Consider the following 23,295-nt stretch of genomic DNA (forward strand, 5'->3'; position numbering starts at 1 on the left):
CAGGAACAGGGGCAGGTTGGCGGGCTGTGTGCAGCCAGCCCATCGAGCAGAGGGCATCGGCGGTAAGTGCAAGTGGTCTCGTGGGCCGCGCCGCTAGTGTGAGGGCATGCTGGATCTGCTGCTGCGTGATGCGACGTTCCACACGATGGGTGTTGAGCGGCCGGTGGCCCGCAGGCTTGGGGTGTGGCGGGGTCGGATCGTCGGTGTTGATGAGCAGCTTGATGGGCTTCCCGCGCGGCGGGTCGTGGACCTCGGCGGCGCTACCGTGGTGCCGGGGTTCGTCGATGCGCACGTCCACATGGTGTGGGCGGGGCTGAAGGAGAACGCGCTCTCCGTGGCGCCGTGCGAGAGCGTCGACAAGGTGCTCGCTGCGATCGATCAGGCTCCGGGGGCACCGGGGGAGTGGCTTGATGTCGTTGGGTACGACCAACGGCCTCTTGGTAGGCATATCACCGCCGATGAGTTGGAGAGCGTCGCGCGCGGGCGGAAGATCTTGCTCCTGCACGATTCCGGGCACGCCTGCGTGGTCAATCACGCGGTGCTCGCCGAGCTGTCGGTCGAGCACGAGAACGGGTTCCTCGCCGAGAGCGGTATGGCGGCCGCGCGGGTGCTGCGTCAGCCCTACTCGGTGGCGGAGATGGCCGCCGCGATCTCGACCGCTGCCGCTATCTGCCTGTCTGAGGGTGTCACGACCGTGGCGGAGGCGGGCATCGGTGGTGGGCTCATCAGCCACAGCCCGGTCGAGCTCGCCGCCTACCAGCGGGCGGATCTACCGCTGCGGGTGCGGCTCATGGTGGCGGCATCCCTGCTGCGCGACTTGGGCGCCCACCCCGGTGACGACCTGCCCCGCGCGATGGACCTGGGCATCCGCACCGGGTTCGGCGGGGACCGGCTCGGCATCTCGGCGCTGAAGATCTTCGCCGATGGCGGGATGATGGCCCGCACGGCGGCGCTGACCAGCCCGTACGCGGGCTCCGCGGACAGCGGGCAGTTCTACGCCGACCCGGCCGAGATCGTCGCGCACATCGTCGACGGGCACCGCGCGGGCTGGCAGTTGGCCGTCCACGCCATCGGCGACCGGGCCGTGGACCTCGCCCTCGACGCCCTCGCCGACGCCCAGCGCCGCTACCCGCGGACCGACGCCCGGCACCGCATCGAGCACGCCGGGGCGGTCCGCCCCGACCAGCTACCCAGGTTCGCCGAGTTGGGCATCAGCGCTGTCGTGCAGCCGGGCTTCCTCTACTACAACGGTGACGACTACGCCGCCGTGATGGGACCCGACCGTGCCGACTGGCTCTATCGCGGCCAGGGGTTCCTCGACCACGGGGTTGACTTGGTCGGTAGCTCTGACCGTCCGGTGACCAATGGCGCCCCACTGCGCGCGATTCAGTTCATGGTCACTCGTCGCACCAGCAAGGGCAACGAGGTAGGCCCAGCGGAAGCCGTTAGCGTCGCCGAGGCGCTGCGCGCATTCACGATCACCGCCGCCCGCGCCTGCCGGATGGAGGACAGCGTCGGGTCGCTGGTGGAAGGCAAGCTCGCCGACCTGACCGTCCTCGCTGACGACCCGCACACCGTCGACCCGGCGAGCATCGGCGACATCCCCGTGGTCGCCACCGCCATCGACGGGGCCATCGTCCACGGCGCCCCACTCTGGTGAGTTTCGCCGTCCACGGCGCGCGGGATGCCAAGCTGTGGGGGTGCGGGACACGGCGGTGGTGCTGAAGCGGCAGGCCCTGATCGTGGCGTTCGTATGCGTCGTCGCCGACGTCGGGGTCATCCTGGCCGAGTGCCCCTGGGTCCTGTCGGACCCGTTCGGGTGGGCGGTGCTGGGGCTCGCTCTCGTCGTTGACGGGGCGTTGGCGACACCGGCTCGGTGGTCTGGGGCAGTGGCGGTCGCCCACGCGCTGGTGCAGGGGATCGGGCCGTTCCTGATCGGACCACTCGGCCAGACCTACAGCGCCCACGGCAACGTCAACGAGGTGGGCATCCTCGTCGCCGGGTATCGGGCCGGGGCGTGGTTGGGGACGACAGAGGCCGTTGTTGCTCTGATGTTCATCGCGGGCGGGCTCGCCGCTGAGCGCTTCGCCTACCCGGGGAGTTGGTGGCCGACCGTGCTTAATGTGCTGGCCAGCGGTGTGCTGCCCTGGCTGGTCGGTAGGCACACCACCGCGCGGCGGGGACACCTGGCCGAGTTGGAACAGCGTGAGACGAACCGCCAGGCGGAGGAGCGTGAGGCCGTCAGGCTGGCCGTGGCGCGAGAACGCAGCGCGATCGCTAGAGACCTGCACGACGTGATCTCGCACCACGTCAGCGCCATCAACGTCCACGCGGGCGCGGCCCGGTTGGCGCTACGAGACCGCCCGGAAGACCGGCTCCGAACCTCCCTCACCGCCGTCGAGACCGCCAGCCGCTCCGCCATGGGGAGTCTGCGCAGCCTCCTCGACCTGCTCCACCACGGCGACGATGGTGCCGTCCGCCAACCTGGCCTGGACGACCTCGACGATCTGGTCGCCCTCACCCGATCCGCCGGCCTCCCCACCCGGCTGGTCACCTCCGGCACCGGGGTAGTGGTGCCGCGCTCGGTTGACATTGCCTTGTTCCGGATAGCCCAAGAGGCGCTCACCAACGCGCTACGCCATGGCGGCGGCGAGGGGGCCACCCTCGAGCTCGCGCGCGCGGATGGAAGTCTGTGCCTGGCGATCACCAACGATCTCGGCGCATCCAAGCCCGCTGAGGTGGGACACAGGGGCCTGGCAGGCATCCGACACCGCGCGACCCTGATCGGCGCGACAGTCGAGTGCGGTCCTATAGGTCCACACTGGATCGTCCAGGTCATCGTGCCACTCGATGGTAAGGACCTGACATGACGATCACCGTCTTGCTGGCCGACGACCACGCCATGTTCCGCTCCGGCCTCCGCGCGGTCCTGGACACCCAGCCCGACCTGATCTGCGTCGCGGAGGCGGGTGACGGTGCCGCCGCCGTCGAGCAGGCGCGCGTGCACCGGCCGGACGTCGCGGTACTCGACGTGCGCATGCCGAGGATGGACGGCCTCGCCGCCACCGAGGAGATCGTGGCTAACAACCACACCAAGGTCCTGGTACTCACCACCTACGACCTCGACGAGTACCTCTATCGCGCGCTAAGGGTCGGCGCGAGCGGTTTCCTCCTCAAGAGCCTGCCGCCCGAGGAGATGGTGTCCGCCATCAAGGTCGCCGCCCGGGGGGACGCCCTGATCGACCCGTCGGTCACCAGGCGGTTGGCCGCCCGCTTCACCGACAGCATCCGGCCGACCGACGCGGGCCACGACCGGCTGACCTCCCGCGAGCGCGAGGTCCTGCTGCTGGTCGCCGAGGCGTTGAGCAACGCCGAGATCGCCGAGCGGCTGACCATCGGCGAGGAGACCGTGAAGACCCACGTCTCCCGCGTCCTGGCCAAGCTCGACCTGCGCGACCGCGTGCACGCCGTGGTCTACGCCCACCGGCACGGTTTGGTCCCCTGACGGGTCCCCCGCGCGAGGGACCCGTCGATCCCCTCGTGTCGTGACGACGGTCGGGCCCCGGCTCGGTACCGTCGATCATGTGGGGAAGGGGATGCGGCTTCTCGCCCTGTGGGGGTTCGTTCTGCTCGGCCTGGGCGGCACCGGCACGCCCGCCTGGGCGGATGGCGCCCCCGTCGGGTCGGACGTCGCGGTAGCGCAAACGTTGGGGGAGCGGGAGCTGACGGTCACGGTGCGCCGGACCGACGGCGCGCCCGCACCGCTGCAGGTCGACATCATCAACCACGTGGGCAGCCCGCTCGGCACCCTGCGGTTGAGCGCGGTACCGGCGGGCGCGCGCGCCACCAGCACGGCCACGATCGACCTCGGGATCGGGCCCTCGTCCGCGCTGCTCCGCGTAGATCGGTTCGGCTACTGGGAACTGGAGATCGACGACGGTAGTCATACCGCGCGTATCCCGTTCTCGGTGCCGGAACGTGTTGTCCCTGCCTGGGAACGCGCGGTCTATGGCGGATTCGTCGCGGCAGGGATCTTCCTGATCGGGGGTCTTGTCCTTGCCGCCAGGGGAGGCAAGCTAGTACTCGTCCCGGCGGCCGGGCTGGTAGCAGCACTGTCGGTCGCTGTCACGGCAGCGCTGCTGTCGCCGACCATCCCCGCGAAGTCCACACAGGATAACGCGCGGCCGCCGGTCAACCTTGCCGTTACAGCAGACAACCCGACCACCGGCAGCCCGGTTACGTTGGCGCTATCGGTCACCGATGGCGCTACCGGGAGGCCGGTTGATGACATCGTCCTTCACCACGGCGCTCTCATCCACCTGGCCATCGTCGGCCCCACGGGCAACCTCGCCCACGTGCACCCGGTCCGGACCGCACCCGGTGACTACCGCGCGCAGTTCACCCCAACTGAGCCAGGTCGCTACGTCATGGCAGCCGAAGTGGCCCGTGTCGGCGGTGGCACACAACAGGTCCGCGCCGACATCACCGTCACAGGCGACGCGGTCCCGCTAAGCAAAGCCACGCCGGGAACCGTCACGGTAGGCCCGCTCGTGGCAGGCGACCCTGCCACGCTCACCGCCGATTTCACCGGGAAAGACGACCTCCAGCCGTGGCTGGGCATGCGTGGCCACCTCATCGTTGTCGGCCCGCTGCCCACCCAGGACGTCTGGGCGCACGTTCACGCCATGACCACCGCCACGGCGGGCACCCAACCGGACGAGACCGTCGCGGCGTACCCGGCGAAGGTCAGCTTCACCTTCACGTTCCCCCGCCCCGGCCGCTACCTGGCCTGGTTCCAGGCTGAACGCGACTTCGCGATCCTCACCATCCCCACGACCCTCGACGTGGAGGCACAGCCATGACCCGCCTCGGCAAGAGCGTCCTGACCGTCGTCGTCGCCCTGCTCGCGGGCGCGCTCATCATCTGGTGGGTCGCCCCCGGTGACGACACCGTCGACCTTCACGCGGGGACCACCAGCTACTCGGTGCGGCTAAGTGTTACCGACCCGGCTGTGGGCACCAACACCGTCGATGTTGAGGTCGCCGACCTCAGTGGAACGTTGATCGCCGCTGACGAGGTCATCTTGGAACCGGTCATGGTCGACATGGGCCACGCTCTTACTCCCACCGCGCTCACTCCGACTGCGGCCAAGGCAGGCCAACCGGGCCACTACCGCGCCGAACGCATAGATCTGCCCATGACCGGCCCGTGGGAGCTGACCGTCACGATCCGCCACAGGAACACCACTGAGCGCGCTGTCTTCTCGCTAGTCGTCTGAGCTCTACCCGCATCTAGTGATCTGCGAGGAAGGACCATGGACACACAGACACCGAGTGCCGCGACCGGCACCCGTGGCCTCACCGCCGCGGTAGTGCTGTTCGTCGGTGCTCTGCTCACCTTCACTGGACTGACGTGGGACGTGCAGTGGCACGAAGACGTCGGCCCGGACACCTTCTTCACCCTCCCGCACCTGTTCCTCTACGCCGGTAGCGCTGTCTCCGGCCTGGCGAGCCTGACCGCTGTGCTGATGACGACCGCCGCAAGGCGCGCGGGCCAGGTACCGGACCCCACGGTGGGTGGCGTGCCGGTCGGTGTGTTCGGCCGGGTCTTCACGGCCCCCTTGGGCTACCTGGTCTCCGGTAGCGGTGCCGCCGCCTTCTTGCTCTACGGGCTGTGGGACCAGTGGTGGCACGGCATCTACGGGTTCGACGCGGTCATCGATTCACCCCCGCACGTCGGCCTGTTGCTCTCGGTGGCGATGACCCTCGTCGGCACCGTGATCGTTTTCGCCGCGTCCCGTGATCGACTGTGGGGACGGCTGGGCGTTTTCGCCGCTTTCGGCTTGCTCGCCGGATTCACCACCATCACCGCGGTCGCATTCCAGGACCTCTCCGACACCGTCGACTCGATGCACGTCGCGATGGCCTGGTTCGTGTCGTTGATCCTCTTCTCCGGTGCCGGATTCATCCGTAAAGGTGGAATCGCGGTCGCGGTGGCGCTCGGGGTCATTCAGGCCATTTCCTGGTGGTTTTCCCCCTGGGCGACCCGCCGCTACGCCGACGCCGTCGACCTCCCGGTCCGCGACTACATCTCGGGCGTTCCGACAATGCCCGCGCTCATGCCGATGGCGCTGATCCTCATCGCCCTGCTCACCTATCCGCTGCTGGCCACCACCGCCCGGTGGGCCCCGCCGGTCGCGGGCGGCCTGGCCGGTGTCGCCCTGGTCGTCCTCCAGGACTTCCAGGACGCCCTCGTCTACGGCATCCCCGCCCCCGCCGTCGACGACCTGCTGCCCACGGCCCTGGTCGCGGCCGTCCTCGGCCTGCTCGCGGGCCACCTCGGCACCCGGTTCGGCCGGATGCTGCGCCTCGCCGCTGGCGCCCGACCGGAAGGAGCATGACCGTGCGCAAGCTCGCCACCGCGCTCGCCACCGCCGCCGCCCTGCTCGTCATCGCCGCGCCGACCGCCAACGCCTACGAGCCGGTCGGGATCGTGCACACCGAGAAGGTCCAGGCAGGCCCCTACCCGATCGTGGTCGGCTTCAGCACCTGGCCGGTCCGCGCCCAGCAATCGCTGGACTTCACCTTCGCCGTCGACGGCGGCGTCCAGGGCAAGTCCGGCGTCCTCACCGTCACCGCCCCCGACGACACCTGGCGCGAACCCCTGGCCCGCCACCCCCGCAAACGCGACGTGTGGGGGCTGGACGTGCGGGCCATGCAGCAGCCGGGCAAGTACACCTTCCAGTTCCGCGTGGACGGCCCACAAGGGGTCGGTGAAGGCAGGCTCGCCGACCTCGCCGTCCTGGAACAGCCAGGCCCGCCTATGGGCCTCAGTTGGGGCATCAGCACCGTGCCCCTCTTGGGCCTAGTGGTCTTCCTCGCCGTCGCCTGGCGCCGCACTAGGAAGGCCGTGCTCGCTGGGTAGGGTCACCGCATGGCCGAGGTACTCGCTCTGGTGGTCTCGTCCGTCCACGCTTACGAGGGCCGCCCCCAGGACGGTCCCCGGCCGGACCCGGAACCGGTGTCGCGCCCCGAGGTCCGGGTCCGCGCCGGTCTGGGCCTGGTGGGTGACCGCTACTTCAACCGCCCCGCCCACCGCGCCGCCGCCGTCACCCTCTTCGCGGTGGAGTCCCTGGCCGACATCGGCGGCGACCCGCTGAACACCCGCCGCAACATCATCGTCCGGGGTATCGACGTGGACCTGCTGGCCCGCGAGAAGGCCGAGTTCACCCTGGACACCGGCGACGGCCCGATCCGCTTCCAGGCCCACACCGCCGCCACCCCGTGCCGCTGGATGGACACCGTGCTCGCCCCCGGCGCCTTCCGCGCTCTCCGGGGTAAAGGCGGCGCCCGGTGCACCCCCCTCACAGACGGCCTCTTGCGGGTAGGGCAGGCCACGTTCACGCGGCACACCTAGCCCGACCCCGGCAGGCCCGCCTGCTCCCGGCATGATTGACCGCCATGGCCACCCTGCCCGACGCCCTTGATGCCGAGGTCGCGCGGTATCCGACCAAACGCCTCGCGGACTCGGCGCAGCACCTCATCCACCGCTACCGCACCGGTGTGGACCCCTCGTCCTTGGTCCTCGACGCCGAGGTCACCGCCGCTGCCTACGCGGCCTACCGGATGCCTGCCACACATGCCGCCGTCACGGCGGCTCTCAGTGAGGTCGCCGACCTCAGGCCCGACTACGAGCCGCGCACGATGGTCGACATCGGTGGAGGAACCGGCGCGGCGGTGTGGGCGGCGACCGGCGTGTGGCCCTCGCTCGGTGAGCTCACCGTGCTCGACCAGTCCACTCAGGCGATGGCCCTGGGCAGGCGCCTCGCCGAGCACGCCGATAACGCCGCCGTCCGACGCGTGCGGTGGCAGCGCGCCACCATCAACGACCTCCAACTGCCGCCCGTCGACGTGGCCACCCTGTCCTATGTGCTCAGCGAGCTCACCGACCGTGCCCGTGCCGACACCGTCCGCGCCATGGCGACCGCCACCCTCGCCGTGGTCATCGAGCCCGGTACCCCTGCCGGGTACGAGCGCATCATGGCCGCGCGGGATGTCCTCTTGGCCGCGGGCATGCACATCGTCGCCCCGTGCCCGCACAGCGACGGGTGTCCTATCCCGCGTGGACAGGACTGGTGCCACTTCGCCGCCCGCCTCGGTCGCAGCCCCCTGCACCAGCGGCTCAAGACGGCCACCCTGAACTTCGAGGACGAGAAGTTCTCTTACGTCGCCGCCACCCGCGAACCCTGGCCCAGTGCCCCAGGCCGGGTGTTGCGGCACCCCGTCAAGCGCAAGGGCTTGGTGTCCTTGAGGCTGTGTGGACCAGATGGGCTCAACGACACGATCGTCAGCAAGCGCGACCCCGCCGCCTATAGGGCCGCCCGGGACACGTCTTGGGGCGACTCCTGGCCGTGACGAAGTGTGCACCCCTCGTAACCTGAGCCCTGTTGGAGAAATTCGCACGTAAGTGGCGTCATGCCCGTCCGGCGGGGGCGTCCCATCGGCATGCGGACGCCCAAGACGCCCCACGGCAGGCGGCTCGTGATACCCGGGCCCCGTTGTGACTCGACCGACCCGATGGCCGTGCTGACCCCGTTGCAGTTGCGGATCCTGCACCTGCGCGTGGTCGGTGGTCACACCGCCGAGCAGGTGGCCAAGAAGCTCGACATGTCGCCGACCGCGGTGCGCATCACCCAGCACCGCGCGTTGCAGCGGCTGCGCGACCAGCTCGGCGCCGACGCGGACACCACCTGACCGGGTGGATCTTGTTCCGCGCCACCGCGGTCGTCCCTAGCGTGACCGCATGAACGCCTCGACCGTGCACCGCGCGCACTGGCAGACCATCGATGTCTACGACTGGGAAGCCATGCGCGCGCACTACCACCCCGACTACCTCTACACCGACGTCACCGGCACCCGGTACACCTCAACCGACCAGCCGGTCGAGGTGATGCGCACGCTGCACGCCGCCTTCCCCGACGTGGTGTTCGACTACCGCGACTTCCACCCCAGCGCCGACGGCACCACCTCCTTCGTCGAGGTCCGCTGCGTGGGCACCCACCTGGGCCCGCTCGGCCCGCTCGCCGCCACCGGCCGCCGGGTCGCCAGCTTCGCCTGCCACGTCGTCGAGGTCCGCGACGGGTTGATCGTCGCCGAGCGCGACTACTTCGACATGGCCGCCATCCACCGCCAGATCACCGGGGATCTTGTTGTCGAACTCGACGACTGATCTGTCGGTGACCGACGAGTAGTTCGCGCAATTTGTTGGACCGGTCCCCGCCGTGTTCACGGTTTATCTGACAAAACTGTGAAAATCTTCTTTCCCCGCTGTGGTCGCCGAGCCGCCCACCTGCACCCCTCGATTGCCCTGGTCCGGCCGGTTCAACCGGCCTTTGCGCCATTCGGAGCATCACTCGGTGCTATAGGTGAATGTGATGGCTGGAATGGCTCTTGTAATCAGGTCGTGATACCTGCATAGGTCGCGCTCCCTTACAGTTTCGCCTGGCTTCACCCGGAGTCGTCCCCACGAAATTGGAGGAATGAGTGCGCCGAAGATTGGTCGTCGCGATCGCCGCGGCGACGGTGGTCGGGACCGGGGCGGTGGTGGTCAACGGTGCCGCTGACGCAGCCCCCGTCGCACCCCAACAGGCTGCCCAGGCCGCCGCGGACCACGCCGACGAGGTGGTGTCCCCGCTCGAGGAGAAGCGCCGCGCGCTGCGCCAGGAGGGCTTGGCCAAGGTTCTCTCCGGTGAGGCGAGCGCCGAGAAGCGCGGTGCCAGCACCGTGGTCAAGGTCGGCACCGCCGCCTCGGCCAAGAACAAGAGCACCGGCAAGAAGGGCGTCGACCAGTACGTCGAGTTGGCGCGGGAGAAGACCGACAAGATCTTCGTGGTCCTCGCCGAGTTCGGTGACGAGCGGCACCCGGACTTCCCGGACAAGGACACCAACCCCAACGTCCCCGGCCCGGCCCGCTACGACGGCCCGCGGCACAACCAGATCGCCAAGCCCAACCGGGCCGTCGACAACAAGACGATCTGGCAGGCGGACTACTCGAAGAAGCACTTCGAGGACATGTACTTCGCGCAGGGCGCGAACACCGAGTCCCTGAAGACCTTCTACGAGAAGGCCTCCTCCGGCCGCTACTCGGTCGAGGGCCAGGTCACCGACTGGGTCAAGGTCAAGTACAACGAGGCGCGGTACGGCCGTTCCGACGGCTACCCCTGCCCCGGCCGCATCTGCGGCAACTCCTGGTACCTGGTCTCCGACGCGCTGCAGCAGTGGGTCACCGACCGCAAGGCCGCCGGTGCCACCGACGCCTCGATCAAGGCCGACCTCGCGTCGTACGACACGTGGGACCGCTACGACTTCGACGGTGACGGCGACTTCAACGAGCCCGACGGCTACCTGGACCACTTCCAGATCGTGCACGCCGGTGGTGACCAGTCCGACGCCGATCCCGCCCAGGGTGAGGACGCCATCTGGGCGCACCGCTGGTACGCCTTCTCCAGCAACACCACCGGCCCGGTCAACAACAAGCTCGGCGGTGTGCAGATCGGCACCACCGGCCTGTGGGTCGGCGACTACACCATGCAGCCCGAGAACGGCGGCCTCGGCGTGTTCGCGCACGAGTACGGCCACGACCTCGGTCTGCCGGACCACTACGACACCGTTGGCCCGGGCGGCGCCCAGGAGAACGGCATCAACTGGTGGTCGCTGATGGGCCAGAGCCGCGTGTCCAACACCAACGAGGCGATCGGCTTGCGGGCCAACGACCTCTCGGCGTGGGACAAGCTGCAGCTGGGGTGGCTGGACTACGAGACCGTCGTCGCCGGTCAGGACAAGAAGATCGACCTCGGCCCCGGTGCGTACAACACCGACAAGGCCCAGGGCGTCGTCGTCGTCCTGCCCGACAAGCAGGTCTCGACCAGCTACGGCACGCCGTTCGCGGGCACGAAGATGTGGTGGAGCAGCAAGGGCGACAACCTGTCGAACTCGCTGACCCGGTCGGTGAACCTCACCGGCAAGACCTCCGCCGAGCTCAAGCTCAAGGCGCGCTACGACATCGAGGACTGCGACTGCGACTTCCTGTTCGTGGAGGCCTCGACCGACGGTGGCGCCAACTGGACCGCGCTCGACGGTGTGGCGAACGGCAAGCCGTTCACCCGCGACGCCGTGGGCACCCCGGCGATCACCAACACCACGAACAACGCGTGGGTTGACGTCGCCGTGCCGCTGACCTCGCTGGCGGGCAAGGACGCCCAGATCCGACTGCGCTACCGCACCGACGGCGGCGTGGCCCTGGACGGCTTCTTCGCCGACGAGATCTCCGTCGTCGCCGACGGCGCGCCGCTGTTCACCGATGGTGCCGAGGCGGGCAACAACGGCTGGACCCCGGCCGGTTTCCGGATCACCACCGGTACCGAGACCGCGAACTACGACCACTTCTACGTGGCCAGCAACCGGACTTACACCGGGTACGACAAGTACCTGCAGCCCGGCCCGTACGACTACGGCGACCCGAGCCGCCCGAACTGGGCGACCCGCTTCCCGTACCAGGACGGCCTGCTGGTGACCTACTGGGACACCTCCCAGCCGGACAACAACGCCTCCGTCCACCCGGGCGAGGGTCTGCTGTCGGTGGTCGACTCGCACCCGGAGCCCATCTACAACCTGCAGGGCCAGGCATGGCGGCCCCGCGTGGCGGGCTACGACGCTCCGTTCTCGCTGCAGAAGTCGGACTCGTTCACCCTCTACGCGGGTGGTCGGGCCAGCTACATCCGCGGGACCGAGGCCCAGCCGCTGTTCGACGACACCAAGTCCTACTTCAACGCCGCCCAGCCGACCGCGGGGGTCAAGCTGCCCGCCGCCGGTGTGAGCATCAAGGTGCTGAAGCAGGAGGGCACGTCGCTGCAGATCCGGGTCTTCCCGAGCAAGAAGAAGTAACTGGTACCAAGCTCCTGGTAGCTGTGGCGGGGCATGCCATTGCGCCGCACGAGGAGTAAGAGGGCCGGTGGTGGGGTTGTCCCCACCACCGGCCCTCGTGCTTACCGCATGGTTCGCCGCGCTCGGCGCTCTTAGCGTGATCAACATGACCCGTGCGCCCTGGGCGATCCCGGTAGCCGCCCTCATCACCCTGTTCCTGGCCTTCTCCCTGCCGCCCTACCTGACGTTCGACCCGGCGCAGTCCCGTGTGCCCGCCGGGTTCGACTTCCACTACCCGGCACTGCTCGTGCACATCACCTTCGGGGCCGTGGCGATGGTGGCAGGCTTCCTCCAGGTGTGGCCGTGGTTCAGGCAGCACTACCGGCACCTGCACGCACGGGTGGGCCGGATCTACGTCTTCGGGGGCGTGCTCCCGGCAGCCGCAGCTGGTCTGGTCGTGGGGGTGACCTCGCCGTTCGGGCCGATCGCACGGGTGAGCCACGTGCTGCTGGCCTCGTTGTGGCTGGTGTCGACCGTCATGGGGTACCGGCGGGCCCGGGCGAGGGACTTCGAGGCGCATCGGGTCTGGATGGTGCGCAGCTACGTGCTGACACTCTCGACCATCACCAACCGGGTCTGGGGTCCGGTTGTGGCTCTTGTGCTCACACCGCAGCTCGACACGATGTTCGGGGGCAGCGAGGTAGCGCTAACGCAGGCGATCGCCGGGATCACCGCTTGGCTCGGGTGGACCATCCCGCTGGTGGCGGTTGAGTGGTTTGTCCGCCGGCGCCGCCGGGTCGCTCGCTAGCCTGGGAGCCGTGGGGAACAGCAGTCCGGTTCATATCAACGGCGCGGCGGGGCGGTGGGCGGTGTGGCCACCGGACCTGCCGAACGGCTCTTGGGAGCCTCGGGTGGGTATACCGCTCGGGATGGGCACCCTCGCCGGGGTGTTCGGCGGGGCTATCGGCGGACTGGGTGCCTGGACCCTGCTTGTACCGCTACCCGCGGTTGCCTTCGTCGCGGTGGTCCGGCGAGCCCGCCGCCGTCGCGGCGAGCGGATCGTGGTGTTCGACTCGACCCGCTTCGCCGAGCTGAGCCCCGAGTCGGTCGTCCTCGCCAACCGCTTGGTGATCTCCCTGGCCACCCTGTTCGCGAGCCGGACCGCGGGCGCGGGGTGGTTGCCCCCGGCGACCCTGACGACGGCGCACGAGGTCACCTGGGCCGCGCTCCAGACGCTGTGGGACACCGCCGACCTGCACGCGCTGCTCCGCGAATCGCGCGCCTACCCGGAGTTGAGCACCGAGGTCGAGGAGCGCACCGCGCAGCTGAGGGCGGTCGAGGCGGGTGTCGGCGCGGTCGCCGACCGGATGGACGAGGTGATCGCGGCCTTGGCGATCGCCGATCAGGAGATCGCGGCAGCCGAGGCGGCCCAGGCCCGCGCTGAGCACGTGGAGCACCTGCGCGAACGCCTCTCCGGCAGCAAGGCCACCCCAGCGCCCCACCAGGTAGATCTAGACGCCATCACGGCCGCTGTTACCGCCGCCGCGGAGATCCTCACCAAAACCAGCTCAAGCATCTAGTGGCTCGACGTCTTGGGTCGCGCCACTAGGCCGCAAGTGAGGGTGCTGACTCGCGGAGAGCGCGCAGCGCGTAGTGCAGGCGGCTCTTAACGGTGCCCACCGGCACCCGCAAAGTCGCCGCGGCGCCCGCAGCCGTGCGGTCGGCGAAGTAGACCTCCACCACCGTCCGCCGGTGCGGCTCGGGCAGCGACTCCAGTGCCGCGTCCACCATGACCCGGTCGATGACCTCGTCGGTGCGGGCGGGCGCGCTGGTCATGTCGACCTCCGGCAGCTCCACCTCCGACGGCCGCGAGGCCCGGCCGCGGTGCTGGTCGATGGCGATGTTGTGCGCCACGCGCATCAGCCAGGCCCGCACGGAGCCGCGGTCCTCGGTGAGTTTGTCCTGGTGGCGCCAAGCCCGGATCCAGGTCTCCTGGACGACGTCCTCGGCGCGGAAGGGGCAACCGGTGACCCGGCGCGCGTAGCTCAGCAGTGCGGCGCGGTGGGTGGCGACGATGGTGTCGAAAGTGGTCATCTTGGCTCTCCCTGTGTCGCTGTCTCCCTCTGACACAAGGCTTCCGCTTCTTACCCCGCCGCTCTCTGGGCCAATCCCCCCAACCAGAGGGGATGTCCCGCCTCTTTGGGGAGGCCAACCACCCCCACCCCAGTGGGGATATCCCTACCCCTACAACGCCGAGGCGTGCGCGGCGATGATCCGCCACCCCGTCTCGGCGTGGACCCAGGTTCGCGTGTAACGCATCCGGGCGAGCAGCGGCACGCCGCCGACCGTCCCCTCTAGCGTGCCGAGGAACCACGTGACCCCGGTGTGCTCGGTGGCGAACACCTGTACGTCCTCTTCGTCCACCCGGGTCAGCGCGTACACGCCCGCCGAGTGCGCGGCGAGGTCATCGGCCTTCGTGTAGACCGTTCCGTCCGGACCGGTGAACCGCAGCGCGTCGTCGAGGAGTTCGGCCAGGGCGGCGACATCCGAGGTGAGTTGGGCGGTCTGCAGGCGCCGCTCCGCGGCGAGGAGGCTGTCGTGGTGGGACATACCTCCACTACTAGCGCACCGCGGGCTCCCAGCGCCGCCGACGGGCCCGGGTGATCACCGCCGCCGATCCGCCCGCGAGCGCCCCGGCCCCCGCCAGGACCGCCACGAACCACATCGCCGCACGTGCGGGGCCGGTGTCCTCGGCGGGCGGTAGCGTCAACGCCAGGTGTTCGCGCGTAGCGGACGGTTTCGTCGTCTGTCCGCTCAGGAGCGTGGTGACCGCCGCGACCGGGTCGACGATCCCGTACCCCACCGCCGGGTGCGGGACCTGCCCGGCAGGCCTATCCGCCGTCGCCATGAGCCTCTTCACGACCTCGGCCGAAGGCAGGTCCGGGTACTGGTCCCGGATCAGGGCGGCGGAGGCGGCGACGAACGCGACCGCCAACTCCGGACCTGACGCCAGCCGGTGCCCCGGCCCCGAAGGGCCGATCCCGACCAGCTGCTCGGCGGGCGCGGCCACCGTCGGCTGCGCCCCCAACTGGACGCTCTTGGCCGGACCGTCCAGTCCGATCGGGGCGACCGCGACCACCCCGTCCATCACCGCCGGGTACGCCCGCTGCTTGGCCTGCCGCGCCGCGGCGGGCGCGACCACCACCACGTCCCGCGACCGCGCCAACTCCACCGCCGCCTGCAGCTCGGGGGAGTCGACCGTGTTGATGACCCCGATCGCGATGATCCGCGCCCCGCTGTCCACCCCGGCCCGGATCCCGGCCGCCAACAACCCGGGCTCGACGCGCGCCGGGTCGTTGGTCACCCGGACCGGCACGATCTGCGCCTCGGGCGCGATCCCCACGAACGCCGTCTTCTCCCGCGGCCGGGCCGCGATCAGCCCGGCCAGGAACGTGCCGTGCCCGGCGCAGTCGGTGTTCGCCGGACCACCGGCGACGTCAACCCCCTCGGCGACCGCACCCGCCAGCGTCGGCGCTTCCGCGCTGACCCCGGTGTCGACCACCGCGATCCGCACCGCGCCTTTGGTCATCGGCCACACCCGCTGCGGCGCCAGCCGCTTCTGCGCCCACGGTTCCGGTTGCGCCACCGTCAGCTCCGGCGGCGCGCACTGCCCCGGTTGCTGGGCCAGGGCGGGAACCGGTGCCGCCAGCACCAGGGCGACCGCGACGACCGCCGTGACCACCGCGACCACCGCGTTCGTCCTCATGCCGGCTCCTCCGTCCACCCGATCTGCAGCGACGTGGCGTCGCGGCGGGTGACCAGCAGCGCCCGCCCGGGCGGCATCTGCCGCCCGCGCTGGCCGTTGAGCAGCGGCATCTCGTTGCCCGGCACCGACAGCGCCAGGTCCGGGGTGTTCGACTCCTGCAACCGGCGCACCACCGCGTCCATCGACATCCGGCCCGACCCGGCCGCGGCGCGGGCCAGGACTACGTGCAGGCCGATGTCCCCGGCCTGCGGCAGCAGCTCCACCAGCGAGTCCAGCGGGCCACCCACCCCGCTGTTGAGCAGGTCGTAGTCGTCGACGATGACGAAGTACTCCGGGCCGCTCCACCAGTCGCGCTCGCGCAGCCTGCTCGGCGTGATGTCCGCGCCGGGCACCCTGGCCTTGAGCTCGGCGGCCAGCGGCCGGATCAGCTCCGCGGCCGGACCGGAGGACACCGCCACACCGTGCCGGTACTCCTCCGGGACCGAGTCCAGCAGCCCGCGCCGCGAGTCCAGCAGCACGATCCGCGCGTCCTCGGGCCTATAGGCCTTCGGGATCGCCCGCGCGATGAGCCGCAGCACCGCAGTCTTACCGCTACCGGTGTCACCCAGCACTGTCAGGTGCGGGCGAGACGAGAAGTCGTGCCACACCGGCTTGAGGTCCAGCTCACCCGAGCCCAGCGCGACCCGCATCCGCCCTTCGGGCTCGGGCAGCTCCTCGGCGGGAAGCACCGCGGGCAGCGTCCGCACCCGGGCCGCCGACGGGCCCGTCCAGCACTCGGCGACCGAGCGGGCCAGCTCGCGGGTCGCCTCGGCCAGCCCCTCGGCGGTGGCTGCACCGTCCGCGCGGGGGACCGCGGCGAGGAAGTGCAGCTTGTCCTGGGTCAGGCCGCGGCCGGGCAGCCGGGGCACCTGACCCGCCTTGCGCATGTCGATGACCGAGTCGATCGCGTCGCCCAGCCGCAGCTCCAGCCGGGTGCCGAGCTGGTCGCGCAGCCCGCTGTGCACATCGGACCAGCGACCCGCGGTGATCATCAGGTGCACGCCGTAGGCGAGGCCGCGCACCGTCATCTGCCGGATGGTGTGGTCGTGCTGCTCGAAGTCCGCGCGCAGCGACCCCCAGCCGTCCACCACCAGGAACACATCGCCGTACGGGTCCTCGGCGAACTCGCCCGCCGCGCGGCGCTCCCGGTAGGCGGCCATGCTCTCGATGCCGTGCTCGGCGAACAGCTTCTCCCGCTCGGCGAGCACCCCCTTCACCTCGGCGATGGTGCGACCCACCCGCTCGGGCTGCAGGCGCCCGCAGACACCACCGACGTGCGGTAGGCCCTCCAGTACCGACAAGGTGCCGCCACCGAAGTCCAAGCAGTAGAACTGCACCTCCGACGGCGTGTGCGTCATCGCCAGTGCCGTGATCAGCGTCCGCAGCAAGGTGCTCTTACCGGACTGGGTACCGCCCGCGATGCCCACGTGCCCGCCGGAGCCGGACAGGTCCACCATGTGCAGGTCGCGAACCTGCTCGAACGGCTTGTCGACCACACCCACCGGGATCTTCAGGCCACCGCGCCCAGGCCAGTCGGCAGGCGTAAGACCGAACTCGGGGTCCGGCACCAACGGGGGGAGGAGCTGGTCCAGCGGCGGCGGGGAGTCCAACGGCGGCAGCCACACCTGGTGCGCGGGAGGTCCTTGCCCCAACAGCTTGTCGACGGCCACGTCCAAGACGGTGTCGATGTGCTCATCGGCGACCGGGGCGGCAGTCACCTGTTCGACCTCCATGGCCGTGGGCAACCTGCCCGCGCCGAACGCCACAACCTGCCTACGCACCTCCTCTTGCCGCTGCTCCTTCGTGCGTCGCTGATAGCGGCCAGAGACGTAAGCGGCCTTGAATCGCACAAGAGTCGCCACATCGCTGCGCAGGTAACCGTTGCCGGGAGCGCTGGGCAGCTGGTACGCGTCAGGCACACCAATGACCGACCGGCTCTCCATCGCCGAGAACGTGCGCAGACCGATCCGGTACGACAGGTGGCTCTCCAGCTTGTGCATGCGCCCGTCGTCGATGCGCTGCGAGGCCAGCAGCAGGTGCACCCCCAGCGACCGGCCGAGGCGGCCGATCATGACGAACAGCTCCGCGAAGTCCGGGTTGGCGGCCAGCAGCTCGCTGAACTCGTCGACGATGAGGAACAGCGTCGGCAGCGGGTCCAGCGCCGCGCCCGCCTGCCTGGCGCGCTCGTAGTCCAGCAGCGAGCTGTAGTTGCCCGCCGCCCGCAGCAGCTCCTGGCGGCGCACCATCTCACCGTGCAGCGAGTCCTGCATGCGGGTCACCAGCGGCGCCTCGTCGGCGAGGTTGGTGATCACCGCCGAGGTGTGCGGCAGCCGGTCCAGGCCCAGGAACGTCGCGCCGCCCTTGAAGTCGACCAGCACGAAGTTGAGGATCTCCGAGGAGTGCGTCATCGCCAGCCCCAGGACCAGGGTGCGCAGCAGCTCGGACTTGCCGGACCCGGTCGCCCCGATCAGCAGCCCGTGCGGACCCATGCCGCCCTGCGCCGACTCCTTGATGTCCAGGTCGACCGACGACCCGTCCTCCGCGATGCCCAGCGGGATGCGGAACCGCTCACTGCCCATCCCGGTGCGCCACAGCGACTTCGGGTCGAGGGCGTCCAGGTCGGCGACACCGAGCAGGCGCGGCAGGTCGAAGTCGGCGACCATCGGCTCGGCGACGTCACCGGTGGAGTTGATCCGGTAGGGCGAGATCACCCGGGCAAGCGCGCCGACGCGCGGCACGCTCAACAGGTCAGGGCGGCCCAACCGCGTCCGCACCTGCTGACCGGTGCGGTCGGTCCGGACCGTGTGCATGTCGGTTGGCGTGACCTCCAACCGCAACCGCGAACGGCCTGCGGCGCCCTCTAGCGCGCCGGAGATGTCCAACACCACGGTGTTGCGGTAGCCCGCCGCGGCCAGCCGGGACTCGGTAGGCACATCAACCCCGTCAAGCACGACGACGACGTAAGGCTCATCGCGACTCGGTGTGGCCGCGGCCTCGAACCGGGCCCGCTCCTCGAGCTCAGCTGCCAACAGCTCGGTCAGTGCGTCTACGCCATCCGCGAGCAGGCGTACCTGCCCGGCGCCGTCCTGCTCAACCGGGTGCTGCGCGTGCGGCAGCCACTTGACCCAGTCCCAGTCAGCCAGCCGATCGGGCGCCGCGCACACCGCGACCCGCAGGTCCTCGGGGGAGTGGAAGGTGACCAGCTGGGCGAGGATCGCGCGCACCGAGGCGCGGATGGTGTCCTCGTCGCCGGAGAACCGGATCTGCGCGAACCCGCGCAGGAACAACGCGGTGGGCTGGTCGGCGATCGTCGTATAGGCGTTGATGAACCGGCGCAGCGCCCGCGCCGAGAGCGGCTCCAGGTCGGCGACCGGCTTGGTGTTGAGCGGGTTCATCGCCATCGCCAGCCGCTGCGGGCCCACCCCGATGCGGACCTCGGCGAAGTCGGCGTGTGCGGCGCGGCGCTCCCACAGCCTGCTGGTCATCGCCACCGACCACAGCGCGACAGGCTCCGGGTGCCGCCAGCCCAGCGCGGTCCGCTGCTGGTCGGCGACCGCGCGGACCTGCGCACGCGTACCGGACAGGTAGCGCAGGTAGTCCCGCCGCTCGCCCCGCAGCCGCTGGCGCCGGTCGGCGCCGCCGCGGCCCATCTGGCCGAACAGCATCATGACGCCCATCAGGCCCATCATCCCGGCCATCATCAACGCCATCTGCGGGTTCTGCGGCCCCATGAAGAACAACATGGCGCCGCCACCGCCGATGACCATGGGCAGGTACATGAGCATGCCGCCCATGCCGCCGCCGATGGTCTCGGGCAGCACCGGCGGCTCCTGCAGGGACAACTCCCCGCCCGGCATCTCCGGCGGCTTCTCCCGTGCCTGCCTGCGAAACAGCGTGGTGCTCATCCGTCCACTCCCTGACCGTCCCGGCTGCTGCCCGTCACCTCCTACACGGGCGGTCGGGGTCGGTGAGTTCACCGGACTTCGCGCGGTACCACCGGTTGCCCGCGCGTCACCCGAAGTTCACCGAACCCGGCTGAACCGTCCGCGCCACCGCGCCCGTGTCCTGGGCATGGCCACCACCGCAGCCGCGGGTTCCGGCGAGATGTGCAGGCTGACCATTTGCGGGCCTGCCTCCCGCGTCGAACTCGCCGTACCAGCCCATGTCCCGCTCGCCGACCTGATGCCGACGGTCCTCGGCCACCTCGACCCCGCCCTGGCCACCACCGGCCTGGCGCACGGGGGATGGGTGTTGCAGCGCCTCGGCGAACCGCCGCTGGACGAGGACCACGGCACCGCCGCCCTCGGCCTCTACGACGGCGACCTGCTGCACCTGCGCCCCCGTGACGCACTGCTCCCGCTGGTCGACTTCGACGACCTGGTGGACGGCATCCACACCGGCTTGTCCTCTCGCGAGGACAAATGGCGGCCCGCGCTCACCAGGCGCATCTTGGTCGTGTTGATGGCTCTTACCGCCGCCACCGCCGTGTTCGCTGCGGGCGCCAATGCCATCTTCGCGGGTGCCACCGCTCTAGTCCTGCTGGCCGCTGCTGCGGCGTCGAGTCGCGCGTTGGGCGATCGCCCCGCCGCGTTGGCATTGGCCGGGATAGGGACGGTTTCCGCCACCCTGGCGGGTTTGGCGATCCCCACCGGAAGCCATCCACTGGGCAGCCTGTTCACCGGACCCGGTGTGCTGGCAGGTGCCGCTGCCGCCACCGTGGCCGCGATCATCGCCCGAGTGGCGGTAGGCGGGCCGGACGCCCCCTTCACCGCGGTGGGGCTAGCGGCGCTGCTGGCCACCATCGGCGGGGGATTCGCGACAGCCACGGGCCTCGGCGGAGCTGCCGCGGCGTCGTTGACACTGGTCATCGCTCTCACTCTGGTTCGCGCCGCACCACTTGCTTCCGCGAGGTTGGCAGGTCTCGCCGTCGACCAGGTACCCACAAGTGCCGCCGAGTTCCAGCAAGACCTCGACCCGCAACCCAGCTCGCGAGTCCTCGACAGCGCCAACCGCGCAAACGCTTACCTCACCGCGTTCTTCTTGGCTCTAGGCTTCGTCGCCGGTGTCTCTATGGTCGTCCTTGCCTTCAACAGCAAGTGGGACGCCAAGACACTCGCCGCTGTCACCGCCTTGCTGATGCTCTTGCACGCCAGGGAACTCAACGCCACATACCAACGCTTGTCCGCGATGGTCCCAGCGATCGCCGGTTTGCTCGCCTTGCTCGTGGTAGGCACAACCGAGGTGTCAGAACCGTTCCGTCCAGTTGTGGTCGGTGGGCTCATCATCGTCGCCGGTCTTGTGCTTGCTGCGGCGCACCTCATCCCCGACCGCAAACTCGTGCCGCGCTGGGGCCGTTGGGGCGACCTGCTGCACTGGGCCACCGCTCTCGCCGTCATCCCGTTGGCTCTATCGGCCATGGGTGTGTACGCCGCGATCATGGGTGCTTGGTCCTAAGAGGCGTGAACCTTTTCCCTTGCACCACACGTGTTCTGAGTAGCCGAGCAAGTTCTTAGCGAGAGAGAAGGGAGGCAGGCCCATGTACAGCAGGCGAGACCAGGTCCAGGCCCACTCGTTCCTCGTCGGCAGGCTGGTGAGCGCGGTCCTGCGGGTCGACCCCGACGCGCTGGACCGGCCGCTGCGGCGCACCGTCGTCGGCCTCTTCGGCGGCACCGCGGTCGCGGGCCTGGTGGTCGTGGTGGTCCTCGTGATCGGCCTGCTCTCCCCCGGCGGCAAGGACACCTGGCGCGAGCCGGGCGCCCTGATCGTCGACGAGGACACCGGCAGCCGCTACCTCATGCACGAGGGCAAGTTGCGCCCCGTCCTCAACTACGCCTCGGCCCGGCTGCTGCTCGGTGCCAACCCCAAGGTCGCCACCGTCGCCACCGCCGACCTCGCCGGGGTGCCGCAGGGCGGCCCCGTCGGGATCATGGGCGCCCCCGACACCCTCCCCGGCGCCGGTGGCCCGCCCCGCGCCTGGACCGTGTGCGCCATGTCCACACCGGACGGCCCCGGGGTCACCCTGGCGGTCACCGCCGACGGGCAGTCGATCCCGGCCACCGACGGCGCGCTGCTGGTCCGCGCCCCCAACGGCGCCACCCACCTCGCCTGGCGCGACCGCCGGATGCGGGTCACCGCGACCTGGGTGCCCACCGCGCTCGGTCTGGACCCCGGCTCCGCCGTGCCGGTCACCGAGTCCTGGCTCAACGCCCTCCCCGCAGGACCCGACCTCGGCTCGCCGAAGGTCGAACGCGGGGGAGAAGGACAGGTCATCGCCGGTAAGACCACCACCATCGGGCAGCTCCTCCAGGTCCCGGAAGCCGTTGTCGGTGACCGGTTCTACCTGGTCCAGCGCGGTGGCCTGCTACCGGTGAGCGCGACCGTCGCCGCGCTGCTCGTCGCCGACCCCGCCTCGACCGAGCCGCCGCGCCAGGTCACCGCCTCCGCGTTGGCCGCCGCGACAATGCTGCCCACCCCCGACTGGCAGAACGCCCTCCCGGCAGAGCTGCCCGAGCCCATGGAGATGGGCAACGGCACACCGTGCGTGCGGTGGGCGGGGGAGAAGGCCGAAGTGGTCGTCGCCCCGCGGCGCGACGGTGAGCCCGACCCCGCCGTCCAGGGAGCGGGCCGTGACAACCGCACCGCGGACCGCGTCCAGGTCGCCCCCGGCGCCGGGCTCCTCGTCCGCACCCGCCCGGCCCCCGGCGTACCCGGGGCGGGCATGTACCTCGTCACCGACGCAGGAACCAAGTTCCCCGTCGCGAGCGGCGACGCCGCCGCCGCGCTGGGTCAACCCGCGGACAGCGCCGCGCAGGTCCCCGCGGACCTCCTCGCGCTGCTGCCCACCGGGCCCGTGCTCGACAAGCTCGCCTGACACCGAAGGAGAACGAAGATGGCCAACCGTTACGGCTACGACGACGCCACCCTCCAGGGCATCATCACGGCCACCGACACCAGCCTGCAGAACATGGGCACCCTCAACCAGAACGTCATGGGCATCCAGGGGATGCTGCCCTCGGTCAACAACTCCACCTCCGGCATCAAGCTCGCCGCCGCGATCGGTGACTGGACCGGCGACTTCAACCTGGTCAAGAACCAGCTCGAGGCGCTCAACGCCAAGGCGCAGGCGCTGCTGCAGACCAACCGCACCGCCGACACCGACGCGGACTCGGCCTCCAACTCCGCCTGATAGCCCTAGCTCGACCAGATAGCGCTACCGCGAGACCCCAGAGAATCCTGAGAGGACAGTGCGATGACCGCCTTCGACATCGACCACGACGGCTACCTCGAGCTCAACGAGCAGCTCTACATGTACGTCCGCCAGCTCGGCGACATCCTCACCAACCTGAACACCTCGCTCAAGAACATCGAGGTCGCCACCCAGGGCAAGGCCACGCCGCTGTGGCAGGAGGCCCAGCAGCAGTGGACGCTGACCTACACCGACATGGAGACCAAGCTGAACTCCCAGTCGCTGTCGTCGATCAACGTGCACGAGATCTTCTCCGAGGGCGACAGCCGCGGCCAGGGCATCATGCTGGGCTGATCCCGCGGGGGCGCCGCGCTCCACTGCCT

22 protein-coding genes are annotated in these 23,295 nt (G+C 70.1%); 18 read left to right on the top strand and 4 right to left on the bottom strand.

What is annotated here, in order from left to right:
• Positions 1-106: 106 nt before the first annotated feature.
• The 14 genes from LV75_RS18665 to LV75_RS18730 all read left to right on the top strand — a co-directional run bounded on the left by LV75_RS18665 (position 107) and on the right by LV75_RS18730 (position 13,501).
• Positions 107-1,660: an amidohydrolase gene (locus LV75_RS18665; RefSeq protein ID WP_253888221.1), complete on the top strand. Its 1,554-nt coding sequence runs from the start codon at positions 107-109 to the stop codon at positions 1,658-1,660.
• 40 nt (positions 1,661-1,700) lie between these two features.
• The gene (locus tag LV75_RS18670; protein WP_253888222.1) at positions 1,701-2,870 is read left to right on the top strand and encodes a sensor histidine kinase; all 1,170 of its coding nucleotides are present in this window, start codon (positions 1,701-1,703) and stop codon (positions 2,868-2,870) included.
• Positions 2,867-3,505: a response regulator gene (locus tag LV75_RS18675; RefSeq protein ID WP_253888223.1), complete on the top strand. Its 639-nt coding sequence runs from the start codon at positions 2,867-2,869 to the stop codon at positions 3,503-3,505. The genes LV75_RS18670 and LV75_RS18675 overlap by 4 nt, the downstream gene beginning before the upstream one ends.
• A 91-nt stretch (positions 3,506-3,596) precedes the next feature.
• Positions 3,597-4,862, top strand: a complete 1,266-nt coding sequence (locus LV75_RS18680; RefSeq protein ID WP_253888224.1) for a DUF8832 domain-containing protein — start codon at positions 3,597-3,599, stop codon at positions 4,860-4,862.
• On the top strand, positions 4,859-5,278 hold the full coding sequence (locus tag LV75_RS18685; RefSeq protein ID WP_253888225.1) for a FixH family protein: 420 nt from the start codon (positions 4,859-4,861) through the stop codon (positions 5,276-5,278). Before LV75_RS18680 ends, LV75_RS18685 begins: the two co-directional genes overlap by 4 nt.
• A gap of 36 nt (positions 5,279-5,314) precedes the next feature.
• The gene (locus LV75_RS18690) at positions 5,315-6,400 is read left to right on the top strand and encodes a hypothetical protein (RefSeq protein ID WP_253888226.1); all 1,086 of its coding nucleotides are present in this window, start codon (positions 5,315-5,317) and stop codon (positions 6,398-6,400) included.
• A 2-nt stretch (positions 6,401-6,402) separates the two neighbouring features.
• Positions 6,403-6,924, top strand: a complete 522-nt coding sequence (locus LV75_RS18695; protein ID WP_253888529.1) for a hypothetical protein — start codon at positions 6,403-6,405, stop codon at positions 6,922-6,924.
• A 9-nt stretch (positions 6,925-6,933) separates the two neighbouring features.
• On the top strand, positions 6,934-7,416 hold the full coding sequence (locus tag LV75_RS18700) for a molybdenum cofactor biosysynthesis protein (protein ID WP_253888227.1): 483 nt from the start codon (positions 6,934-6,936) through the stop codon (positions 7,414-7,416).
• Positions 7,417-7,460: 44 nt separating this feature from the next.
• The gene (locus LV75_RS18705) at positions 7,461-8,414 is read left to right on the top strand and encodes a small ribosomal subunit Rsm22 family protein (protein ID WP_253888228.1); all 954 of its coding nucleotides are present in this window, start codon (positions 7,461-7,463) and stop codon (positions 8,412-8,414) included.
• A 162-nt stretch (positions 8,415-8,576) separates the two neighbouring features.
• Positions 8,577-8,753 (top strand): sigma factor-like helix-turn-helix DNA-binding protein, encoded by a 177-nt coding sequence (locus LV75_RS18710; RefSeq protein ID WP_253888229.1) that lies wholly within the window; start codon positions 8,577-8,579, stop codon positions 8,751-8,753.
• A 49-nt stretch (positions 8,754-8,802) separates the two neighbouring features.
• Positions 8,803-9,228: an ester cyclase gene (locus LV75_RS18715; RefSeq protein WP_253888230.1), complete on the top strand. Its 426-nt coding sequence runs from the start codon at positions 8,803-8,805 to the stop codon at positions 9,226-9,228.
• 314 nt (positions 9,229-9,542) lie between these two features.
• Complete coding sequence (locus LV75_RS18720) at positions 9,543-11,942, top strand: immune inhibitor A domain-containing protein (RefSeq protein WP_253888231.1); 2,400 nt, start codon at positions 9,543-9,545, stop codon at positions 11,940-11,942.
• A gap of 97 nt (positions 11,943-12,039) precedes the next feature.
• Positions 12,040-12,729: a DUF2306 domain-containing protein gene (locus LV75_RS18725; protein WP_308211007.1), complete on the top strand. Its 690-nt coding sequence runs from the start codon at positions 12,040-12,042 to the stop codon at positions 12,727-12,729.
• A gap of 103 nt (positions 12,730-12,832) precedes the next feature.
• Positions 12,833-13,501: a hypothetical protein gene (locus LV75_RS18730; RefSeq protein ID WP_253888232.1), complete on the top strand. Its 669-nt coding sequence runs from the start codon at positions 12,833-12,835 to the stop codon at positions 13,499-13,501.
• Between the two features lie 25 nt (positions 13,502-13,526).
• Here the strand turns inward: LV75_RS18730 and LV75_RS18735 are convergent, their stop codons facing one another.
• The 4 genes from LV75_RS18735 to eccCa form a co-directional block, all read right to left on the bottom strand.
• Positions 13,527-14,015 carry a sigma-70 family RNA polymerase sigma factor gene (locus LV75_RS18735; RefSeq protein WP_253888233.1) on the bottom strand — a complete coding sequence of 163 codons (489 nt, stop codon included), beginning with the start codon at positions 14,013-14,015 and terminating at the stop codon, positions 13,527-13,529.
• A 150-nt stretch (positions 14,016-14,165) separates the two neighbouring features.
• The gene (locus tag LV75_RS18740) at positions 14,166-14,531 is read right to left on the bottom strand and encodes a nuclear transport factor 2 family protein (protein ID WP_253888234.1); all 366 of its coding nucleotides are present in this window, start codon (positions 14,529-14,531) and stop codon (positions 14,166-14,168) included.
• A gap of 10 nt (positions 14,532-14,541) precedes the next feature.
• Complete coding sequence (locus LV75_RS18745) at positions 14,542-15,687, bottom strand: S8 family serine peptidase (protein ID WP_253888235.1); 1,146 nt, start codon at positions 15,685-15,687, stop codon at positions 14,542-14,544.
• Entirely contained in the window at positions 15,684-19,631 is a 3,948-nt protein-coding gene (eccCa, locus tag LV75_RS18750) for a type VII secretion protein EccCa (protein ID WP_253888236.1), read from the bottom strand. The genes LV75_RS18745 and eccCa overlap by 4 nt, the downstream gene beginning before the upstream one ends.
• A 166-nt stretch (positions 19,632-19,797) precedes the next feature.
• Between eccCa and eccD the strand changes: the two genes are divergently transcribed.
• From eccD to LV75_RS18770, 4 genes are all read left to right on the top strand, one after another.
• Positions 19,798-21,180 carry a type VII secretion integral membrane protein EccD gene (gene eccD / locus LV75_RS18755; protein ID WP_253888237.1) on the top strand — a complete coding sequence of 461 codons (1,383 nt, stop codon included), beginning with the start codon at positions 19,798-19,800 and terminating at the stop codon, positions 21,178-21,180.
• Positions 21,181-21,262: 82 nt separating this feature from the next.
• On the top strand, positions 21,263-22,597 hold the full coding sequence (gene eccB / locus LV75_RS18760) for a type VII secretion protein EccB (RefSeq protein ID WP_253888238.1): 1,335 nt from the start codon (positions 21,263-21,265) through the stop codon (positions 22,595-22,597).
• Between the two features lie 18 nt (positions 22,598-22,615).
• Complete coding sequence (locus LV75_RS18765) at positions 22,616-22,912, top strand: hypothetical protein (protein WP_253888239.1); 297 nt, start codon at positions 22,616-22,618, stop codon at positions 22,910-22,912.
• Between the two features lie 63 nt (positions 22,913-22,975).
• Positions 22,976-23,266, top strand: coding sequence for a hypothetical protein (locus LV75_RS18770; protein WP_253888240.1), 291 nt, complete (start codon positions 22,976-22,978; stop codon positions 23,264-23,266).
• Positions 23,267-23,295: the final 29 nt, after the last annotated feature.

It is taken from the genome of Actinokineospora diospyrosa (assembly GCF_024171925.1).
Classification (GTDB): Bacteria; Actinomycetota; Actinomycetes; order Mycobacteriales; family Pseudonocardiaceae; genus Actinokineospora; species Actinokineospora diospyrosa.

Excerpts from the sequence above, each read along its gene's own strand:
- LV75_RS18665 (WP_253888221.1), top strand. The coding sequence starts at position 107 with ATGCTGGATCTGCTGCTGCGTGATGCGACGTTCCACACGATGGGTGTT.
- LV75_RS18675 (WP_253888223.1), top strand. The coding sequence starts at position 2,867 with ATGACGATCACCGTCTTGCTGGCCGACGACCACGCCATGTTCCGCTCC.
- LV75_RS18680 (WP_253888224.1), top strand. The coding sequence starts at position 3,597 with ATGCGGCTTCTCGCCCTGTGGGGGTTCGTTCTGCTCGGCCTGGGCGGC.
- LV75_RS18685 (WP_253888225.1), top strand. The coding sequence starts at position 4,859 with ATGACCCGCCTCGGCAAGAGCGTCCTGACCGTCGTCGTCGCCCTGCTC.
- LV75_RS18690 (WP_253888226.1), top strand. The coding sequence starts at position 5,315 with ATGGACACACAGACACCGAGTGCCGCGACCGGCACCCGTGGCCTCACC.
- LV75_RS18700 (WP_253888227.1), top strand. The coding sequence starts at position 6,934 with ATGGCCGAGGTACTCGCTCTGGTGGTCTCGTCCGTCCACGCTTACGAG.
- LV75_RS18705 (WP_253888228.1), top strand. The coding sequence starts at position 7,461 with ATGGCCACCCTGCCCGACGCCCTTGATGCCGAGGTCGCGCGGTATCCG.
- LV75_RS18710 (WP_253888229.1), top strand. The coding sequence starts at position 8,577 with ATGGCCGTGCTGACCCCGTTGCAGTTGCGGATCCTGCACCTGCGCGTG.
- LV75_RS18715 (WP_253888230.1), top strand. The coding sequence starts at position 8,803 with ATGAACGCCTCGACCGTGCACCGCGCGCACTGGCAGACCATCGATGTC.
- LV75_RS18735 (WP_253888233.1), bottom strand. The coding sequence starts at position 14,015 with ATGACCACTTTCGACACCATCGTCGCCACCCACCGCGCCGCACTGCTG.
- LV75_RS18740 (WP_253888234.1), bottom strand. The coding sequence starts at position 14,531 with ATGTCCCACCACGACAGCCTCCTCGCCGCGGAGCGGCGCCTGCAGACC.
- LV75_RS18745 (WP_253888235.1), bottom strand. The coding sequence starts at position 15,687 with ATGAGGACGAACGCGGTGGTCGCGGTGGTCACGGCGGTCGTCGCGGTC.
- eccCa (WP_253888236.1), bottom strand. The coding sequence starts at position 19,631 with ATGAGCACCACGCTGTTTCGCAGGCAGGCACGGGAGAAGCCGCCGGAG.
- eccD (WP_253888237.1), top strand. The coding sequence starts at position 19,798 with ATGGCCACCACCGCAGCCGCGGGTTCCGGCGAGATGTGCAGGCTGACC.
- eccB (WP_253888238.1), top strand. The coding sequence starts at position 21,263 with ATGTACAGCAGGCGAGACCAGGTCCAGGCCCACTCGTTCCTCGTCGGC.
- LV75_RS18765 (WP_253888239.1), top strand. The coding sequence starts at position 22,616 with ATGGCCAACCGTTACGGCTACGACGACGCCACCCTCCAGGGCATCATC.
- LV75_RS18770 (WP_253888240.1), top strand. The coding sequence starts at position 22,976 with ATGACCGCCTTCGACATCGACCACGACGGCTACCTCGAGCTCAACGAG.